Origin of the sequence: Lysinibacillus capsici, from assembly GCF_003367505.1 — a bacterium.
GTDB classification, from domain to species: domain Bacteria; phylum Bacillota; class Bacilli; order Bacillales_A; family Planococcaceae; genus Lysinibacillus; species Lysinibacillus capsici.
This window is the reverse complement of record NZ_PXXX01000010.1, coordinates 1-17,713: the sequence shown is the minus strand read 5'-3', so window position 1 is coordinate 17,713 and position 17,713 is coordinate 1. Positions and strand designations below refer to the sequence as shown.

The 17,713-nt window shown below is 39.2% G+C and carries 18 protein-coding genes; 12 read left to right on the top strand and 6 right to left on the bottom strand.

The window, feature by feature from the left end:
- The first annotated feature begins 23 nt into the window (after positions 1–23).
- From C7B89_RS07220 to C7B89_RS07200, 5 genes are all read left to right on the top strand, one after another.
- Positions 24–308: a EutN/CcmL family microcompartment protein gene (locus C7B89_RS07220; RefSeq protein ID WP_004269324.1), complete on the top strand. Its 285-nt coding sequence runs from the start codon at positions 24–26 to the stop codon at positions 306–308.
- Positions 301–669 carry a BMC domain-containing protein gene (locus C7B89_RS07215; RefSeq protein ID WP_115673404.1) on the top strand — a complete coding sequence of 123 codons (369 nt, stop codon included), beginning with the start codon at positions 301–303 and terminating at the stop codon, positions 667–669. The genes C7B89_RS07220 and C7B89_RS07215 overlap by 8 nt, the downstream gene beginning before the upstream one ends.
- A complete protein-coding gene (gene mdh, locus C7B89_RS07210; RefSeq protein WP_016991928.1) occupies positions 669–1,616 on the top strand; it encodes a malate dehydrogenase in 948 nt (315 codons plus the stop codon). Before C7B89_RS07215 ends, mdh begins: the two co-directional genes overlap by 1 nt.
- A 268-nt stretch (positions 1,617–1,884) precedes the next feature.
- Positions 1,885–2,979 (top strand): helix-turn-helix domain-containing protein, encoded by a 1,095-nt coding sequence (locus tag C7B89_RS07205; RefSeq protein WP_115673403.1) that lies wholly within the window; start codon positions 1,885–1,887, stop codon positions 2,977–2,979.
- A gap of 76 nt (positions 2,980–3,055) precedes the next feature.
- Positions 3,056–4,552 carry a carboxypeptidase M32 gene (locus C7B89_RS07200; RefSeq protein ID WP_115673402.1) on the top strand — a complete coding sequence of 499 codons (1,497 nt, stop codon included), beginning with the start codon at positions 3,056–3,058 and terminating at the stop codon, positions 4,550–4,552.
- A 63-nt stretch (positions 4,553–4,615) separates the two neighbouring features.
- Here C7B89_RS07200 and C7B89_RS07195 read toward each other — a convergent pair whose 3' ends face one another.
- The 4 genes from C7B89_RS07195 to C7B89_RS07185 form a co-directional block, all read right to left on the bottom strand.
- Complete coding sequence (locus C7B89_RS07195) at positions 4,616–6,277, bottom strand: b(o/a)3-type cytochrome-c oxidase subunit 1 (protein WP_115673401.1); 1,662 nt, start codon at positions 6,275–6,277, stop codon at positions 4,616–4,618.
- A complete protein-coding gene (locus C7B89_RS07190) occupies positions 6,264–6,755 on the bottom strand; it encodes a cupredoxin domain-containing protein (protein WP_004269330.1) in 492 nt (163 codons plus the stop codon). Before C7B89_RS07190 ends, C7B89_RS07195 begins: the two co-directional genes overlap by 14 nt.
- 24 nt (positions 6,756–6,779) lie before the next feature.
- Positions 6,780–6,902, bottom strand: coding sequence for a hypothetical protein (locus tag C7B89_RS23415; RefSeq protein ID WP_009370491.1), 123 nt, complete (start codon positions 6,900–6,902; stop codon positions 6,780–6,782).
- Between the two features lie 320 nt (positions 6,903–7,222).
- Positions 7,223–7,681: a chemotaxis protein CheX gene (locus C7B89_RS07185; RefSeq protein ID WP_048390015.1), complete on the bottom strand. Its 459-nt coding sequence runs from the start codon at positions 7,679–7,681 to the stop codon at positions 7,223–7,225.
- A 622-nt stretch (positions 7,682–8,303) separates the two neighbouring features.
- Between C7B89_RS07185 and pcp the strand changes: the two genes are divergently transcribed.
- From pcp to tnpA, 5 genes are all read left to right on the top strand, one after another.
- Positions 8,304–8,918 carry a pyroglutamyl-peptidase I gene (gene pcp / locus C7B89_RS07180; RefSeq protein ID WP_115673400.1) on the top strand — a complete coding sequence of 205 codons (615 nt, stop codon included), beginning with the start codon at positions 8,304–8,306 and terminating at the stop codon, positions 8,916–8,918.
- Complete coding sequence (gene pxpB, locus C7B89_RS07175) at positions 8,902–9,597, top strand: 5-oxoprolinase subunit PxpB (RefSeq protein ID WP_048390019.1); 696 nt, start codon at positions 8,902–8,904, stop codon at positions 9,595–9,597. Before pcp ends, pxpB begins: the two co-directional genes overlap by 17 nt.
- Positions 9,598–9,600: 3 nt before the next feature.
- Positions 9,601–10,464: a 5-oxoprolinase subunit C family protein gene (locus C7B89_RS07170; RefSeq protein WP_048390021.1), complete on the top strand. Its 864-nt coding sequence runs from the start codon at positions 9,601–9,603 to the stop codon at positions 10,462–10,464.
- Positions 10,461–11,198: a 5-oxoprolinase subunit PxpA gene (locus C7B89_RS07165; RefSeq protein WP_425269272.1), complete on the top strand. Its 738-nt coding sequence runs from the start codon at positions 10,461–10,463 to the stop codon at positions 11,196–11,198. The genes C7B89_RS07170 and C7B89_RS07165 overlap by 4 nt, the downstream gene beginning before the upstream one ends.
- Before the next feature lie 169 nt (positions 11,199–11,367).
- Entirely contained in the window at positions 11,368–11,844 is a 477-nt protein-coding gene (gene tnpA / locus C7B89_RS07160; RefSeq protein ID WP_115673398.1) for an IS200/IS605 family transposase, read from the top strand.
- A gap of 130 nt (positions 11,845–11,974) precedes the next feature.
- On the opposite strand, the gene C7B89_RS07155 is transcribed toward tnpA, so the two are convergent.
- Positions 11,975–12,295 carry a DUF4183 domain-containing protein gene (locus C7B89_RS07155; RefSeq protein ID WP_048390025.1) on the bottom strand — a complete coding sequence of 107 codons (321 nt, stop codon included), beginning with the start codon at positions 12,293–12,295 and terminating at the stop codon, positions 11,975–11,977.
- Between the two features lie 24 nt (positions 12,296–12,319).
- On the bottom strand, positions 12,320–12,742 hold the full coding sequence (locus C7B89_RS07150; RefSeq protein ID WP_115673397.1) for a DUF4183 domain-containing protein: 423 nt from the start codon (positions 12,740–12,742) through the stop codon (positions 12,320–12,322).
- Positions 12,743–12,986: 244 nt separating this feature from the next.
- Between C7B89_RS07150 and C7B89_RS07145 the strand changes: the two genes are divergently transcribed.
- On the top strand, positions 12,987–16,598 hold the full coding sequence (locus C7B89_RS07145; protein ID WP_115673396.1) for a dynamin family protein: 3,612 nt from the start codon (positions 12,987–12,989) through the stop codon (positions 16,596–16,598).
- Positions 16,599–16,608: 10 nt separating this feature from the next.
- A complete protein-coding gene (locus C7B89_RS07140) occupies positions 16,609–17,418 on the top strand; it encodes a sulfurtransferase (protein ID WP_054550790.1) in 810 nt (269 codons plus the stop codon).
- Positions 17,419–17,713 lie beyond the last annotated feature (295 nt).

Below are 17,713 nucleotides of genomic sequence, written 5' to 3'. Positions count from 1 at the left end.
GTCGCATAAAGAGGGTGAAGTTCATGCAAATGGGAAGAGTGATAGGCAGTGTATGGGCAACACGCAAGGAAGAGGGACTGAATGGTTTAAAGCTACTAATCATTCAACCTATTGATTCCAATCAACAGCCGATTCGCACAGAAATGGTTGCAGCTGATCGTATAGGAGCGGGTATTGGTGATGATGTCCTGATTACAAGTGGTGGGTCATCTCGCTATATTATGAAAGATAATCCGTTACCGATTGATGCAGTTGTCATTGGTATTATTGATTCTACGGAAGTAATGAGAGGTGAGGACAATGAGTAGCGCAATTGGAATGATCGAAACAAAAGGATTAGTAGGCTCTTATGAAGCTGCTGATGCGATGATTAAAGCGTCAGACGTCACAATCGTCAAACAAGAGTTTGTGGATGGTGGCATCGTGACGATTGTCGTGAAGGGTGACGTAGGTTCTGTACAAGCTGCAGTAGAGGCTGGAAAAGCAGCCGCTATGCGTGTTGGTGAATTATTAGGCGCTCACGTCATTCCGAGACCTGATGAAGATGTCTTTAAAATGATTAAAGGACCAGAGGCAACAAAGAAAAAGGCTGTCTCTGCACCAGCAGCAACGCGTGCTAAAAAAACAACAGAAACAACATTGGCGACAGATAATCGAGGTGAGGCATAATGGCATTTCGTAAAAATAAAATCGCTGTTATTGGAGCAGGCCACACCGGTTCCACACTGAGTTTATTTTTAGCACAGAAAGAATTAGGCGATGTAGTGCTTGTTGATATTCCAGAGGCCGAGAACCCGACAAAAGGGAAAGCTTTGGATTTGCTACAAACAGGCCCCATCGAAAAATTCAATGTGTCCATTAAAGGCACGAGTCAATATGAAGATATCGCAGGCGCGGATATTGTTGTCATTACAGCAGGTATTCCACGTAAACCAGGGATGAGTCGTGATGACTTAGTCACAACAAATGCTAAAATTATTCAACAGGTTTCAAGACAAATTAAACACTATGCTCCAAATAGTATTGTTGTTGTGTTGAGTAATCCTGTTGATGCCATGACGTATGTGTGTCATAAGGAAACAGGCTTTGCCAAAAATCGTATCATCGGTCAATCTGGTGTGTTAGATACAGCTCGCTTCAACACGTTTGTGGCGCAGGAGCTTCACATTGCACCAGAGGATGTATCAGGCTTCGTCCTAGGAGGACATGGCGATGAAATGGTTCCATTAATCCGTTATTCCTATGCAGGCGGCATTCCATTAGAGAAACTAATTCCTCAGGAACGACTACAGCAAATCGTGGAGCGTACGCGTAAAGGCGGCGGTGAAATTGTTGGCTTACTAGGTAATGGTAGTGCCTACTATGCTCCAGCCGCAGCGTGTGCCCAAATGGTTGAAATTATTATCAAAGATCAACGAAAAATTATCCCTTCTATTGCCCTATTAGAAGGAGAATATGGGTACCACGATCTCTTTTTAGGGGTACCAACTATTTTAGGTGGCAATGGCATCGAATCTGTCATCGAATTGCACCTAACAAATGAAGAACAAACAGCCCTTCAGCACTCTGCAGAGGCTGTGAAACAGGTAATTGCTATTTGCCAAAACATTGAATAGAGTAAACAGACTCTATTTTTAAATGGATCGAAAGGATCCCCAACTTTCTTTCCAATAAAACTTCATGATAGCTCAAAAAATGTTTGATTGGAAACCGAACATGACTTGAAGGCTAGTATAAATCCCCAATTATATAGAAAGCTCTCCTCTAGTTATGGGAGCAGAAACTGTAGCAGACTCTGTAAAGTTTGCTGCAGTTTTTTTATTCACAACTTATATCATAAAAAAAATTATCGCCTCTACTATAATGAAATTAGGAGGAATGTGGATGAACAACATTGTCCAGGAGATGATTGATTGGATTGAGCTTCATCTATTAGAAGGATTTTCATTAGAGCAATTAGGAAAGGATATAGGTTATTCTCCTTATTACTGTTCTTTTAAATTCCATCAGACGACAGGGATGACGATTAAAAAATATAGATTACTACGTAAAATTTATCTTTCTACTATTGCATTAAAAGATCCCCAAAAGAAAATAATCGACATCGCCTTTCACTACGGCTTTTCATCGCAGGAATCCTTTTCTAGAGCTTTTAAAAGGTATTTTGGTATAAGTCCGAATGATTACAGAAAGTCTCCTCAACCTTTACAAACCTTTGTAAAGTTGAGATTACAGGATGATGGAGGATGGTTGATGATGGATATTTCTCAGAAATTAAAAATTGAAGCATTACAAGAGAAGATGAATGCGCAATACGATCAAGAGCTATTGAATGTATTAAATGGTCAAATGATGTATGAGGAGTTTGCAAAACAACAATTAATGGGCAACAGTGATTACGTTCCTTTCAATGAAGCGATGTGTACGAATCCAACGATTAGTCCGATTTTCAGTGAAGAATTTAATAAACTACGTGCTATAGGGCATGAGGTATCTTTACAGCAATATGAGCAGGTGACATTGAAGCCGTTGAAGCCATTGTTAACAAATGACTATAAATGTATTGTTTTATGGTTTGGAGATGATATGTTTTGTCAGATGAATTTATTGACCGTCCTTGCTTTCCTAGAGCAACAAAGGTATCAAGGCAAAGTCTATTATTATATGGTCAAGGAAATGACCTATGATGTGGAAGAAACAGAGATAGAACTTGGACCGTATGGGGGGGTCTATCACGAGGTCTTGATGCACCATCGTCTACCCAAGACAACGCTTATACCTGTCATGTATCAGGGCATTCAATTATTTTTCAGCTATTTAAATGAAGAGAATGAGATCACTACTTATATAAAAAAACACCTCAATCTATCTCAAAATGACCTGTTAAAGCAATTATTTTCCCTATTTCCACACTATGGATTAGGGGATAGACAATACATCAAAATAATAGAGAAGTTAAAAAAGGAATATTCTGAATAATTATCCTAGAAAGTCCGCAATATACAAAATTTTCGAAAATATGATAAACTTATAACGTGAAAAGGAGGATGAATGCATGACTGTTCAACAATTTACAGACTATGTGAAGAAAATGCAGCATTATGAGGAAGCGCTCAATGTGATTTATTGGGATATGCGGACGGGTGCACCGAAAAAGGGGTTAGCACAACGTTCTGAGGTAATTGGTACATTATCAGCCTCCTTATTTGATATGCAGACGAGTGAAGAACTAGGAGAGCTTCTAGCAGCATTAGAGGCACAAAAAGCTGATCTTGACTATGTAACACTACGTTTAGTAGAAGAAGTAAGAAAGAATTACGATCAAAATAAAAAAATCCCTGCGAATGAATATAAAGAATTCGTCATTCTTCAATCGAAGGCAGAAACGGCTTGGGAAGAAGCGAAGGCGACGAATAATTTTGCTCTATTCCTACCATACCTAGAAGAAATCATACAATGGCAGAAAAAATTCATTCAATATTGGGGCATTAAAAATGGATCTCCATACAATACATTACTAGATTTATATGAGCCAGATATGACAACAGATGTCGTAGATCAAGTATTTGGTGAATTACGAGAGTCTATTGTGACGCTTGTTCAAAAAATTGCTCATTCATCGAATAAACCCGATACTACCATGTTATTTAAGCATTTCCCGCGTGAGGCACAGCGTGAATTATCGTTAGAATTGCTTGCTCAGCTCGGCTATGACTTCGATGCTGGTCGCTTGGATGAAAGTGTCCATCCTTTCATGATTGGCTTAAACTATGGTGACGCTCGTATTACAACTAAATATGATGAAAATGATTTCCGTTCAGCTATTTTTGGCACAATTCATGAATGTGGACATGCGATGTATGAGCAAAACATTGATGAAAAACTTGCTGGTCTACCATTAGCGACTGGTACATCGATGGGGATTCATGAATCACAATCATTATTTTATGAAAACTTTGTCGGCAGAAATGAAAAGTTCTGGGAGCATAACTATGAGCGCCTTCAACACTTCTCACCAGTTCAATTTGGTGATGTAGCGTTAGCCGATTTTTTACGTGCCATTAATATGGTAGAACCATCATTGATTCGCATTGAAGCAGATGAACTAACATATCCATTACATATCATGATTCGCTATGAAATTGAACGTGACCTGTTCAATGGCGATTTACAGGCGAAGGATCTCCCACAAGTATGGAATGATAAATATGAGGAATATTTAGGTATTCGTCCTGAGACAGATGCACAAGGAGTGCTACAAGACATGCATTGGTCAGGCGGTATGTTTGGCTATTTCCCATCCTATGCATTGGGGATGATTTATGCAGCACAGTGGAAGCATGCGATGGACAAGGATATTCCTAATTTTGATGAATTACTAGAAAAGGGAGAGCTACTACCTATTCGTGAGTGGCTAACTGATAAAGTTCATCAATATGGAGCATTGAAAAAGCCATTTGAATTGCTGAAAGAAGCGACAGGGGAAGGCTTAAATGCTAAGTACCTAGCAGACTATTTACAAGAAAAATATACGAAACTGTATCAATTATAAAGTGAAAAAGCGATTTCTCGTTACAGAGAAATCGCTTTTTTATAGGAAGATGCGTTTGGATGCTTACCACAATTGATAGCCTTTAGAGCCGGCTGGTGAGTTTGAAATAATATCGATAATTGGTACTGTGTAAGCGAATAAAATTAAGGCTACTAAAATAACAAGCCATATTTTAAAGTTTTCTAAAATCGCTGGTGTTGGACCGCTAAGCTCATGTACATCACCTACAGGGAATTCTTCGTCACCTTTAGGTGCGAACCAAGCTAATTTCACGACGATATAAATGATCACTAGGATGGCGATAAAGAGGATTGTTCCACCCACAGCTTGCGCGATTTGATAAGGAATCCAATCGTAAGCCTGCTGAGCGCCACCATATTCTGAGTAATCTGAGCGACGAGGCGCACCAATTAGACCAGCAATATGCATTGCTGAAGACATAATCGTCATACCAGTAGCCCATAAGATACCAGCGAAATTACTAAGATTATTTAAAGACTTTGAAAGTGTACGACCTGTTAAATGTGGAATTAACCAGAATGCCGCACCGAAGTAAGTTAAAACAACAGCTGTGGCAATCGTTAAATGGAAATGCCCTGTAACCCAAATGGTATTATGAATTAATTGGTTCATTTGATAAGAGGCATTGACAATACCGCCTGCACCACCTGGAATAAATGACACCATACCGATAAATGGTACGAAGAAACGAGCATCCTTCCAAGGTAATTTTTTAAACCAACCAAATAGTCCTCTGCCACCTAATTCACGTCCACGTAACTCGAACATGGCAAACATCGAGAAGGCCGTCATGAGAGAAGGTACGATAACAGCAAATGTTAAAACAACTTGAATGAACTTCCATGTACCATCAATACCAGGCTCAGTTAACTGATGGTGAATCCCAACAGGAATAGAGAAGAGTAAGAATAGCATAAACGAAAGTCTTGCTAAAGAATCGGAGAAAATTTTTCCACCAATTACTTTTGGAATAATCACGTACCAAACCATATAGGCAGGTAATAACCAGAAGTATACAAGTGCATGACCAAAATACCAGAAAAGGGTACGTGATAATGCTACATCGACACGTTCAATTAAACCTAAGGACCATGGTAATAATTGAATTAAAACAGAAGCTGCAACACCAAGCGTTGCCACGAACCACATTAAATTATTAACAACTACCATAAATGATAGTAACGGGCTGCGTTGTCCACTCGCTTTATTTTCCTTGCGCCACTGGACATAACGTAAAATTTGACCTGCGCCGCCAACCCAAGAACCAACAACGACTAATGTAAGACCTAAATAGAAAATCCAATGTGCCTTTAATGGTGCATAGAAGGTATAAAGAACAGTTGCTTTATTCAATAACACCATCGTTGCGGCAGCAGCTGTACCGATCGTCATTAACCAGAAACCAATCCAGCCAAGTCTTCTCTGAGTATCAGTGAATGTACCAGATGTTCGACTTACACTTGCAATTTGGAAGCCGTAAATAAAGAATGTAGTTAATATAAGACCTAGTAAGACACCATGAACTGTTAATACTTGATAATAACCAATGCCTGCTGGTAATGTAAATTGACCAGAACGTACAAAAACCTGTAATAAACCTGCAAGACCACCTAATAACAATGCGATAAATGCCACGTAAATATGTGCCATTGCTAGCTTTGCATCTCGACGATCCACTTTTGTCATTGAATTAGTGTGACTCATTTGAATCCACCACCTTTAGCATAGAGTGCATCATCGTATGTCCTGTACCACAATACTCATTACATACGATTAAAAACTCGCCAACCTTATTGACTTCTGTCACATATTCCGAAATATAGCCAGGCTCAAGCATCATATTGATATTCGTACCTGCAACCTCAAAACCATGCATAACATCCTCGCTTGTCGCGATAAATTTCACTTTTGCACCAAGTGGAACCTCAATTTGTGGAGGATTATAATTGAATGCAGAAGCAACTACTACCACTTCGTAATCCCAATCTTTACCTTCAACCTTATGGACACCTGGATTATCAAAAGGCGCTGTCTCTTTCACTTTCTCGTAATCTAGTGTTTTTTTACCATTGTTTGGATGGGAGCCTTGATGAAATGCTCCGATACCGAGAATGATCAGGAATGCCACTAAAGTGGTAACTCCAAACACAAGCCAGTATTTCTCATACTTATGTATGTGCATATATTTCTGTCCCTTCTTCGTAGATTAAAACCGTCCAATGAACAAATCGAAGCAGTACACCCAAAGTAAAATGATGATAATACCTACTCCAAAAACTGCATAGAGTGAACCTTTTAAATTTTCATCTGACTTCTTTTTATTTGCCATTTTTGCTCCTCCTACGCTTTTTATTGTTGTGTTTCTTACAGTCATCATATAAAAATCCCCTGCATTTTGATGTGAAAAAAATCACACTTCTAGAGGAATTATGTGAAAAAAGTGTGAAGAATTACGAAGAAAAAAAAACAAGCTATCTCAAAAGTCATTGAGATAGCTTGTCACCGTACTATATTTTGCTTAATTTTAGTAAAAATAAAAGATTGGTAGGAAAGTACATTCTTTTTTGTGCGAATGATAAATCTTTTGCATGTGTGCTGTCTGTTTGAGCATACAATGTCTTATTTGGAACATTCCTCAAATCTTGTTTTCTATTCTTCTTCCTCAATCGTTAATAGAACTGTTAGGGCACCGACGCTTGGGACCGAAACTGGGAGAGCAAATGCCTTTTCAAAGCCATATAATTTTGTATTGCCCACCATCACCGTTGGCGGAGTGATATCAATTTCTAAGCTTTCTTGCCCAACAGCTGTACATAAATTTCCTGCAATCATGTTACCAAATTCCCCTGTAAAGGATTCTAGCATTTCTCCTTCAAGCGGCATACCGAACATGGTACTACCGATCCCGCTGAACACTTCGGGAGAGGAGTCAATGATGACGCGTCCCTTTAAATCTCCGATTAAGCCAATTAATACGCCCATTTGTTGTTGTTGAAAGGGTTCAGAAATAATACTAGGCGACTTTACTTCTATATCCATAGGAAGAATGGTTTTTAAAGCGTGAATTGTCCCGTTTAAAATAGTTTGAAAGTACTTCGAATTACTCATCATTACCGCATCCTTTTTCCGACTTTTCTACATCTTACCATGTAAAAAGGGTAAGATGAAAGTATGTCTTGACGAATTCACATGAAATTTATAATATATTAATGAGAATGATTTTCAAATTCAATGTAAACGTCTGAAAACTTAACGAAAAATAACTAAGAAGGAGCGGTTCGCAATGACATTCGTATTGATTGGAGCAGCTGTAGTGATCTATATTGGAGTTGGAAAATACGTCATGAACCAGGCAACTGCACATTTGAAATAAGAGCTAAACAAAAGGGTATGAAGCTGCTATGCTTCATACTCTTTTTCATGTTGTTAAAAAAGAAAATAGCACGTGCAGAAAAGGGCTTTAGCAAGGCGAGAGGTGATTCCTGTTACGCCAGTGTCCATTTTAACTTACCCTCTAGAATCTGATCAGTAACACTAATCTCCTAGGAATGACGCTGTCTCCGCTTCAATTAATTAGGCTACAAAATTTTCTTCCATATTACCAATAGTGTAGGGAAAGAATCTCCTCTTTTTTACATGTTTTTGTTCGTGGGAAATATTTGTTTTTTCAGAAATCTATTGTAAAATGAAGCAAACCTTTAAGGTTATTTAAAGAAATCAGGTGACAAATATGACAAAAATATTAGTAACAGGGTTTGAGCCATTTCTTGATTATAAAATAAATCCAACGATGCAAATTGTGGAAGAATTAAACGGAAAGAAAATAGATTGCTATGATATCGTCGGACGAATTCTATCTGTAGATTTTCAGCAATCAGCGGAGCAATTAAAACAACATATAGAAGAAGTGAAACCACAAATCATTATTTCATTAGGATTGGCTGGAGGACGTTTTAAAGTAACACCAGAGCGCATTGCTATTAATGTGAAAGACGGAGAGCCTGATAATAATGGCTATACACCAGTTGATGAGCGTATCCATGAGGAGGGGGCAGATGCTTATCTAACAAACTTACCAATTCGCAGTATGGTAAATCGTTTGCAGGCAGAAGGATATCCAGCGGAAATCTCTAATACAGCGGGTACATACTTATGTAATAACATTATGTATGAGGGGCTTGCTTATGCACAGCAACATGAAGGGGTTCGTGCTGGCTTTATTCATATTCCAGCATCATTTGAGCTGGCCATCAAACATGGCAAAATTCCCGGCTGGAGTATTAGAGATTTAGTAGCTGCAGTACAGCTTTGTATTGAGGAGACGGCACGTGCAACCAATCATTGATTTTCCGCATTCAATGTGGATTAGTCAACATACTATTCGTTTTGCATTCAAAGAGGAAATTTCTCACTCAAACTTTCACGCGGTCCAAGCGTTCAATCGGTTTCTGAAACAGCAGCTACAGCATCACCTAATCGAAAGTGTTGCAAGCTACCATACAGTAACAGCTTATATTAAACAAAAAATAGATATTGAACGTTTAAGGACGCAGTGGCTTGAGATGCAAGCCTCCACAACAATTGATAAAGGAACGAATCGACTTTTAAAAATACCTGTCTGCTATGATGAGGAATTTGCTTTAGATCAAAAGCGTGTCATGGATTTCACAGGTTTACCTTTTGAGGATATTAAAACTTTGCATATGTCTAAAAGCTATTATGTTTATTTAATCGGTTTTTTACCAGGCTTTCCTTACTTAGGCGAGCTTGATGCTAAATTATTTGTGCCACGCTTACAGAAACCAAGGGCATCTGTATCAGCAAGCTCTGTTGGGGTTGGGGGTGGACAAACAGGCATCTATCCTGTTGATTCTCCTGGAGGCTGGAATATTATAGGGAAAACACCTTTGGATTTATTTGATGCTCATGGCAAAGAGCCATTTTTATTTGAACTTGGTGATGAAGTTCAATTTTATGAAATAACCAAAGAGCAATTTTGGGAAATGAAAAGCAAAGGAGTGTAGCAATTGAAGCCACTTCTGCTCGTAACAAAACTAGGGGTGTATGGTAGCTTACAAGACAAAGGAAGGTTCGGCTATCGGGCATTTGGTATTCCGCTATCTGGACCAATGGATCACCGATCGTTTCAAGCAGCTCAAAGAATCTTACAGCACCACCATGATCAAACGTCTTTTGAAATGTTTGTGGGTGGTTTTGAATTTGAGGCGCTTGCTGATGGTGTTTATGTATTAACAGGGGGGCATAGTACATGCTTGGTTAATCATGTACCAATTGAAATGTGGAAAACTTTCCATTTAACGAGGGGAGATAGATTATCTATCAAGGGTGTCCATCAGGGCTCTATTGTTTACTTAACTCCATTAGGAGGTTTTCGTACAAATGATGAGCTTGGTAGCCAATCCTACCTTCCACTTGGGAATTTGGGAACATGCATTACAAAAGGAAGTATTTTATATGGGCAGGTATCATCATCTTTAAAATATAATAGAGGGCTATATGCACCCTATCGTCCGCGTTTTGACAGTTCGATTACGGTTCGACTGTTTAAAGGGCCGCATTTCCATTTATTTGCTGAGGAGAGTCAGCGACAATTTTTACAAGATCCTTTTCAATTTATCGGCGGTAATCGTATGGGCTACTACATCAAAGGACCTACCTTACAACTTCAGGAGATGAAGGATATTCTATCAGAAGCTACACAGTTCGGAACAATCCAAGTGCCTCAAAGTGGTAATCCCATTATCCTAATGGCTGATGCTCAAACAGTAGGAGGCTATCCTATTATTGCAACAGTTCATGAAGAAGATTTACATAAAGTAGCGCAAATGCGTATGTTTAACACAATTCACTTTGTACTGGAGGAAACATGATGTCAATTGATATCAATTGTGATCTGGGTGAAAGCTATGATGCTTTTATCGCGGGTAAGGACGAAGAACTATTAGACTATGTAACTTCCATCAACATTGCATGTGGCTATCATGCGGGTCATCATTCAATCATGCATCAAATTGTACGCAGCGCCATTCGTAAAAACGTTCACATTGGTGCACATCCAGGCTATCCCGATCGAGAGGGATTTGGTCGCCGTAACATGCAATGTAGCCCAGCTGAAATTTACGATATGATGGTTTATCAAATTGGTGCCTTACAAGCATTTGTACAGATTGAAAATGGTATGCTTCATCATGTTAAACCACATGGCGCACTCTATAATCAATGCGCGAATGATCGTGAAAAAGCGTTAGCTGTAGTCAATGCAGTGTATGATCTTAATCCGCAGCTTATTTTATATGGCTTATCTGGTAGCCTCATCGTAGAGATTGCTAGAGACCAAGGGCTTCAAGTATATGAGGAGGTTTTTTCGGATCGACGCTATAACGAAGATGGCACATTAGTGAACAGACAGGTGCCAAATGCCTTCATACAATCGGAAGAGGAAATGCTAGTGCATGTAAAAGGAATTTTGACTGCGAATGAAGTGATGTCGGTCCAGTCCAAAAAAATTAAAGTGGCAGTCCAAACCTTATGTATACATGGAGATGGCCCACATGCGCTAGACTATGCGAAAAAAATTGCAGGTCTTAGAAAGCAATTACAATAAAATGTAAGAATGGATGCCCTAAATAAGGCATCCATTTTATTTTGTATCTTTTGAAAACCCCTTGCTATGCGAGGGGTTCCAAAGAGCTTCTAGCTATGGACAAGAAAAAAACCCCAGCCGTACAATGAAATCAGGTCTGGTCAACCGACTTCGTACGAAAGGGCTCCAAATGGATAATAAAAGTTTAGCACACACGACATGGAATTGTAAGTATCACATCGTCTTTGCGCCAAAATATAGAAGGCAGATTATTTATGGACAAATCAAAGCAGATATAGGTAGAATTCTTCGCCAGTTATGTGAAAGAAAGGGAGTAGAAATCATTGAAGCTACAGCCTGTCCTGATCATATTCATATGTTGGTGAGTATTCCACCAAAAATAAGTGTTTCATCGTTTGTAGGTTATTTGAAAGGGAAGAGTAGTTTAATGATATTCGATCGGCATGCGAACCTGAAATACAAATATGGAAATAGGAAGTTTTGGTGTCGCGGATATTATGTAGATACAGTAGGTCGAAACAGAAAAATCATACAGGAATATATAAAAAATCAATTGCAAGAGGATATTCTTGAGGATCAAATGACCATGAAAGAATTCATTGATCCATTTACAGGAGAAGAAATACAAGCAAAAAAGCGAAAATAATAAAACCACTTTAGTGGTAGCGTGAAAACGGAGTGCGGTTGGCGGACCTTTCAGTGTGTCTTTAGACATGGGCCAGTACCCCAGCGTTTCACGCGTAGAGCAAACCACCAGTTAGACTGGTGGTTCTGATTTAGATTGTTGTCACTAGCTCCACAGCTTCTAGCACAATTGGCGTACCAGCAGAAAGTGTACCTGTGACAGTATTGAACGTTATTTCAGTTGTAGAAACTGTATAGGCACCACCCTCCTGAAGAACACCATTGATATATAAGTTATAGTAACCATTTGCGACTTCTGGGAATGCTGTTGCGGCTGTACCGCTATCATTTAAAAACGTTGTTGCAGCGACTGTCGTGCCATCTGCAATGACAAGGGGTGCAGCTAAGACGTTAAAAAACCTTGTAGAACTACCTGTTACATTGACGTGAATATTAATAATGGAAAGTGCCACCAAATTCACCTCCTTTCATTTCCTTTATTTCGTTGTAAAGCCTAGCGATTCAATAATAATGGGTGTTCCTCTATACAATGTCGCATTATAAGGTACGATTGTCAGGGAGGCTGGGGTTACCGTATAAATACCGCCTTCCTGCATTACTGCATTAATATAAAGGTTAACGTAACCATTAGGTGAAAAAATTGTAAACTCAGTAACAGAATTTGCTTCATCATTCCAAAAGAGATTGGCTGGAAGAGTTGCCCCATTCGATAGATCAAGATCAGCTGTAACGATATAAAAATATCGCTGGATCGTTGGTATAATCATACCTTCAGGGACTACTTCAGGAGGAACCATGGGTATTCCGTTTGTTGCTTTTATACGGGGCCAGATAAATCGATCCTCACAGTTACATGAACAATATTTTTCAATGATTTGATGAGACTTAGGATTTATCATATGGCATCACACTCCCTTCATAAAAAATATAACTTTGCCCCGAATATGCTTACTATAAAATATGAAGTAAATATAAAAAGAACTAGTTGACCATCTATCATTTGGCATAGATTTTTTGTATAAACATGTTTTTGTAAGGATGGAAACGTTGGCATATATGCTTTAAATTAGTGTTATACTTTGCTAGTTGAATAAGGTAGAATACTAATTATGAATAATTAATGAAAAAGGGGTTACTGGTTTCATGAAAGATTTTGAACAACAATTGGAGGGGCTATTAAAGCAAGCCTCTTTGCAATACATAATTTATCAGCATAATGGTGATACAGAGCGCATGGATAAAACATCACTTTTTGCTCGAAAAATTCAGCAAAAAGAGTATGTGATTGGCTTTGCAGGCCATTTCTCTGCAGGGAAGTCCAGTATGATTAATGCGCTGTCTGGTGAAAATCTGCTGGCATCTAGTCCTATTCCAACAAGTGCAAACATCGTAAAAGTTCATAAATCAGAGGAAGACTATGCGATTGTTTATATGCACAATGAAAAGCCTGTAAAATTTGAGGCTGGCTATGATTTTAAAACAGTAAAAGAGCTAAGTAAAAATGGGGATTTAGTGTCACAAATTGAGATTGGACACAGTGCCTCTACACTACCACTAGGTGTCACTGTAATGGATACGCCAGGGGTAGACTCCACAGATGATGCACACCGCATGTCAACGGAATCAGCACTACATATTGCCGATATCGTATTTTATACAATGGACTACAACCATGTGCAGTCGGAATTAAATTTCCAATTCACAAAGCAATTAATGAAATATAATCCAAATGTTTATTTAATTGTCAATATGATTGATAAGCATAAGGATAATGAATTGAGCTTCGAAGAATTTAAAGCCACTGTTCATCAGTCCTTTGCAGCATGGGGTGTTGTACCGAAGGGTGTTTTCTTTACATCATTAAGAGAGCCAGAGCATCCACATAATGATTTTGAGGCAGTAAAGAAAATCGTGATGGACAGTATGAATGACTGGCAGGAGCAGCTTGTACAAACAGCTACGAATACATTGCGTTTATTGCAAAGCGAGCATGACAATTATTTAATGGAAGAAAGACAGGATCGTTTAGCAATTGATGAAGAAATTTTAAGTGCGGATGACTGGGCACACCATCAAGATATATTAGAGCAATACAATAAATTAAATCGTCAGGTTGAATTATTTTCAGTAGAAGCTTGGAACGAAACGTTTGAGGAGCAACGTAAGGAGTTGCTCGCGAATGCTGCAATTATGCCAGCTGATTTACGCGATCACTTACGCCTTTATTTAGAAAGCATGCAGGAAGGCTTTAAAGTTGGAGGGCTCTTTACTGCAAAGAAAAAAACAGAGGAAGAGCGAAACAGACGTAAAGAAAATGCGTATAGTGCCTATCAAAATGTGGTCCATGCACAAATCACGGGACATTTAAAAGGTCTTATGAAAAAGGCATTGAAGGACGTTGGTGCATTAAATGAGGAACGTGCCTCTGCTATTGATGCCTATGTATTTGACTTACCTTTTTCATTGATTGAGCAGCAAGTTCAAACAGGCGCTATTTTAACAGGTGATGCTGTGTTAAACTTCGCTAACCGTATCGCAGAAGCAACAAAGCGCTACTTCATTCAGGAGACAGATAGCTGGAAAAATGCGCAAGCGACAACTCTTGAAGCTGTAGCAACAGAAACTGCCGCACCATCAAAATTAAAAATGGCGGGTATGCAGGACAAAGTAGATGCCATTAATGCGGTCCTTGAAATTGAAGGCTATCAGCAATATAGTGCAAGCACTATGCATCAAGCGAGCAATGAAATTCGTAAAGTTGCCAATCAACAGCTTACAAATTGGGAACAATCATTTAAGCAAGATTTAGCAGAAATTCGTCTATTTGACGAGTCCATGTTGCAGCCAAAAGAGCAAATCATCCAACAAGAGGAAGCTCAGCAAGCTACTAGTGCAACGACTCTACCAATCGATGGTGTGATTAACCGTGCACTCCATACTGCCAATGCAGTCAAAGAGGTGCAAGGCTTTGCCGAAGTAGCCCAATACCTTGAAAATAAAGTAGAACGACTACAGAAAAAGGATTTTACCATTGCATTGTTTGGCGCATTTAGTGCTGGGAAATCTTCCTTCTCAAACGCTTTAATGGGAGCCAAGGTGTTACCTGTATCACCAAACCCAACAACTGCGGCCATCAATAAAATTCGTCCAGTTACACCTGAACACCCACATGAAACAGCGGATGTACAGCTTAAAACTGCGGAACAAATGCTAGAGGATATTCAAGGCTCCTATGCGGCGATTGGTTTGTCTGTATCGACATTGGAGGAAGCCTATAATCGTGCTGATGAAGGGCTTGCGGTGCAGTTAACGGACGAACGCTTAAATGTTCATAAATCATTTATTCGTGCCTATAAAGAAGGCTATCCAACCTTTAAGTCTGAGTTTGGTTCTATCCTCCGCGTAGACCGTGAAGAGTTTGAAAAATTTGTAGCACAAGAAAATAAATCTTGCTTTGTTGATAATATCGACTTCTATTATGATAGTCCATTAACACGTATGGGCGTGACACTTGTTGACACGCCAGGAGCGGACTCTATTAATGCCCGCCATACAGGCGTAGCATTTGAATATATTCGTAATGCTGATGCCATCCTATTTATTACGTACTATAACCATGCCTTTGCCAAAGCTGACCGAGAGTTTTTAATTCAACTTGGTCGTGTGAAGGATGCATTTGAGCTAGATAAAATGTTCTTTATTGTCAATGCAATTGATTTGGCAACAACGGATGAAGAACAGGAAGATGTAAAAGGCTATGTACGCTCAGAGTTACAACGCTTTGGCATTCGCTTCCCAAGACTATATGGGGTATCTAGTCTTTTAGCGTTGAAGGAAAAGGTAGAAGGTGCCGATTTAACATCAGGTATGCCACCGTTTGAAAGCGACTTCCATACATTCTTAAATGATGAATTGAGTGCATTAGCCGTTCAAGCTCTTGCAGAGGAAGTTGATAAAACAGAGCAACGTTTGGCGGATTTAATTGCCCAAACAGAGGAAAACTTAAAACGTAAAGATGAGCGACTAGAGGAATTAGCAACACTTGAACAACATATTCAATCGAAGTTCAGTGTGCTGAATACGAGCATATTAGAGAGTGAAACAAAGCAGGAGCTTGATGAGCTACTCTATTATGTTCTTCAGCGTGTTTATTATCGTTACCCTGAGTTCTTTAAGGAAGGCTACAATCCTTCTACTTTTGCTGCAATGCCCGCACAGCAAGCGTTGGAGCATGCATTAAAAGAAGTGATGCAAAGCTTGCGTTTTGATTTTACTCAAGAAATGCGTGTAACAAACTTCCGTTTATCGCAATTCATTAGCAAAAAGATGCAACAACGTTTTAAAGATGAAGTGCGCGAATTGAAAGAGTTAAATCGAAGCTTCTCATTCCTAGCCTTTGAATCCTCTGAGCCAAATTTATTGGATTTTGAAGGACCGTTTGCGGATATTTCCAAATATGCTAGCGTAAAATCTCATTTCCGCAATCAAAAAGCTTTCTTTGAAAAGAATGAAAAAGTGAAGCTAAGTGAGGCACTAGAAGCTGTAACAAAGCCAGATGCACAAGACTATTTAGATGCACAGAAAGTTTCTCTCATGACATGGGCGATTACGTTTATAGCAGAGGAAGCCGAAAAATTACGTTACTATATTTATCATCAAGCGCTTGAACAAATTGACACAGAAAGATTAGCCTTACAAGAAGAGAGTCGTTTAGCTTCTTGGAAAGCGATTTACGCACAATTACAATACGCATGAGGTGATTCTAATGGGAAAAGTATTCAAATCAGTGGATGAAATTCAGTATGATGGCGTCCGTTTTATCGATGCTCGTTTCGATCTTCAGGACAAAGAGGCTGGCAAAAAAGCATTCGAGGAAGGTCATGCTACTGGTGCTATCTATATTGATTTAGAACAGCAGTTATCGGATATGGACAGCAAAGAAGGTCGTCATCCAATGCCAAGCAAAGAAAAATTGGCATCCGTTTTTCAAGAACTAGGATTACGGTATGAAGATCAGATTGTAGTTTATGACCAAGGAGCAGCTCCATTTGCCCCACGTGCCTGGTGGATGCTAACATATGCTGGTTTCCCAAATGTAGTGATTGTCAACGGAGGTGCACCTGCGCTAGAGGCAAAAATTCCTTTTACCAAGGATATTATTAAATATCCTCCAACTATCATTGAGTTTGATTGGAAAGATGAGCTTTATGCACCACGCCAAGCCGTAAAAGCCATTGTAGATGGAGAGGTAAAAGCTACTTTACTCGATGCCCGCGCTGCTGAAAGGTATCGAGGAGAAGTAGAGCCTTTGGATAAAGTAGCAGGTCATATCCCAACTGCGAAAAACTTTGACTGGGAGCAATTGAAGTCAAATGGTCAACTAAAGGCAAACGATGCATTACGTCAAAAAGTTGCAGCTGATGAACCGGTTGTTGTTTACTGTGGAAGCGGCGTAACAGCCTCTCCGCTTTATGCTGTATTAGCAGATGAAGGCTATGAAAACATCCAATTATATGTAGGTAGCTTCAGTGATTGGATTACAGAATATGACGTGGAAAAAGGCACAAACGAATAAAAAGAAACGCTCACTTCGGTGGGCGTTTTTTTATAGTGCGGTGGATAGAGCGTAAAGTAGAGGTTAGAATTTAATGTAGCGGATAACCTGTTCAAAGTGGCGGATAAGAAAGAAAAAGTGGAGGATAGAACGTTCAAAGTGACGGATAAAATTTAATGTAGCGGATAACCTGTTCAAAGTTGCGGATAAGAAAGAAAAAGTGGAGGATAGAACGTTCAAAGTGACGGATAAAATTTAATGTAGCGGATAACCTGTTCAAAGTGACGGATAAAAATGAAAAAGTGGAGGATAGAAC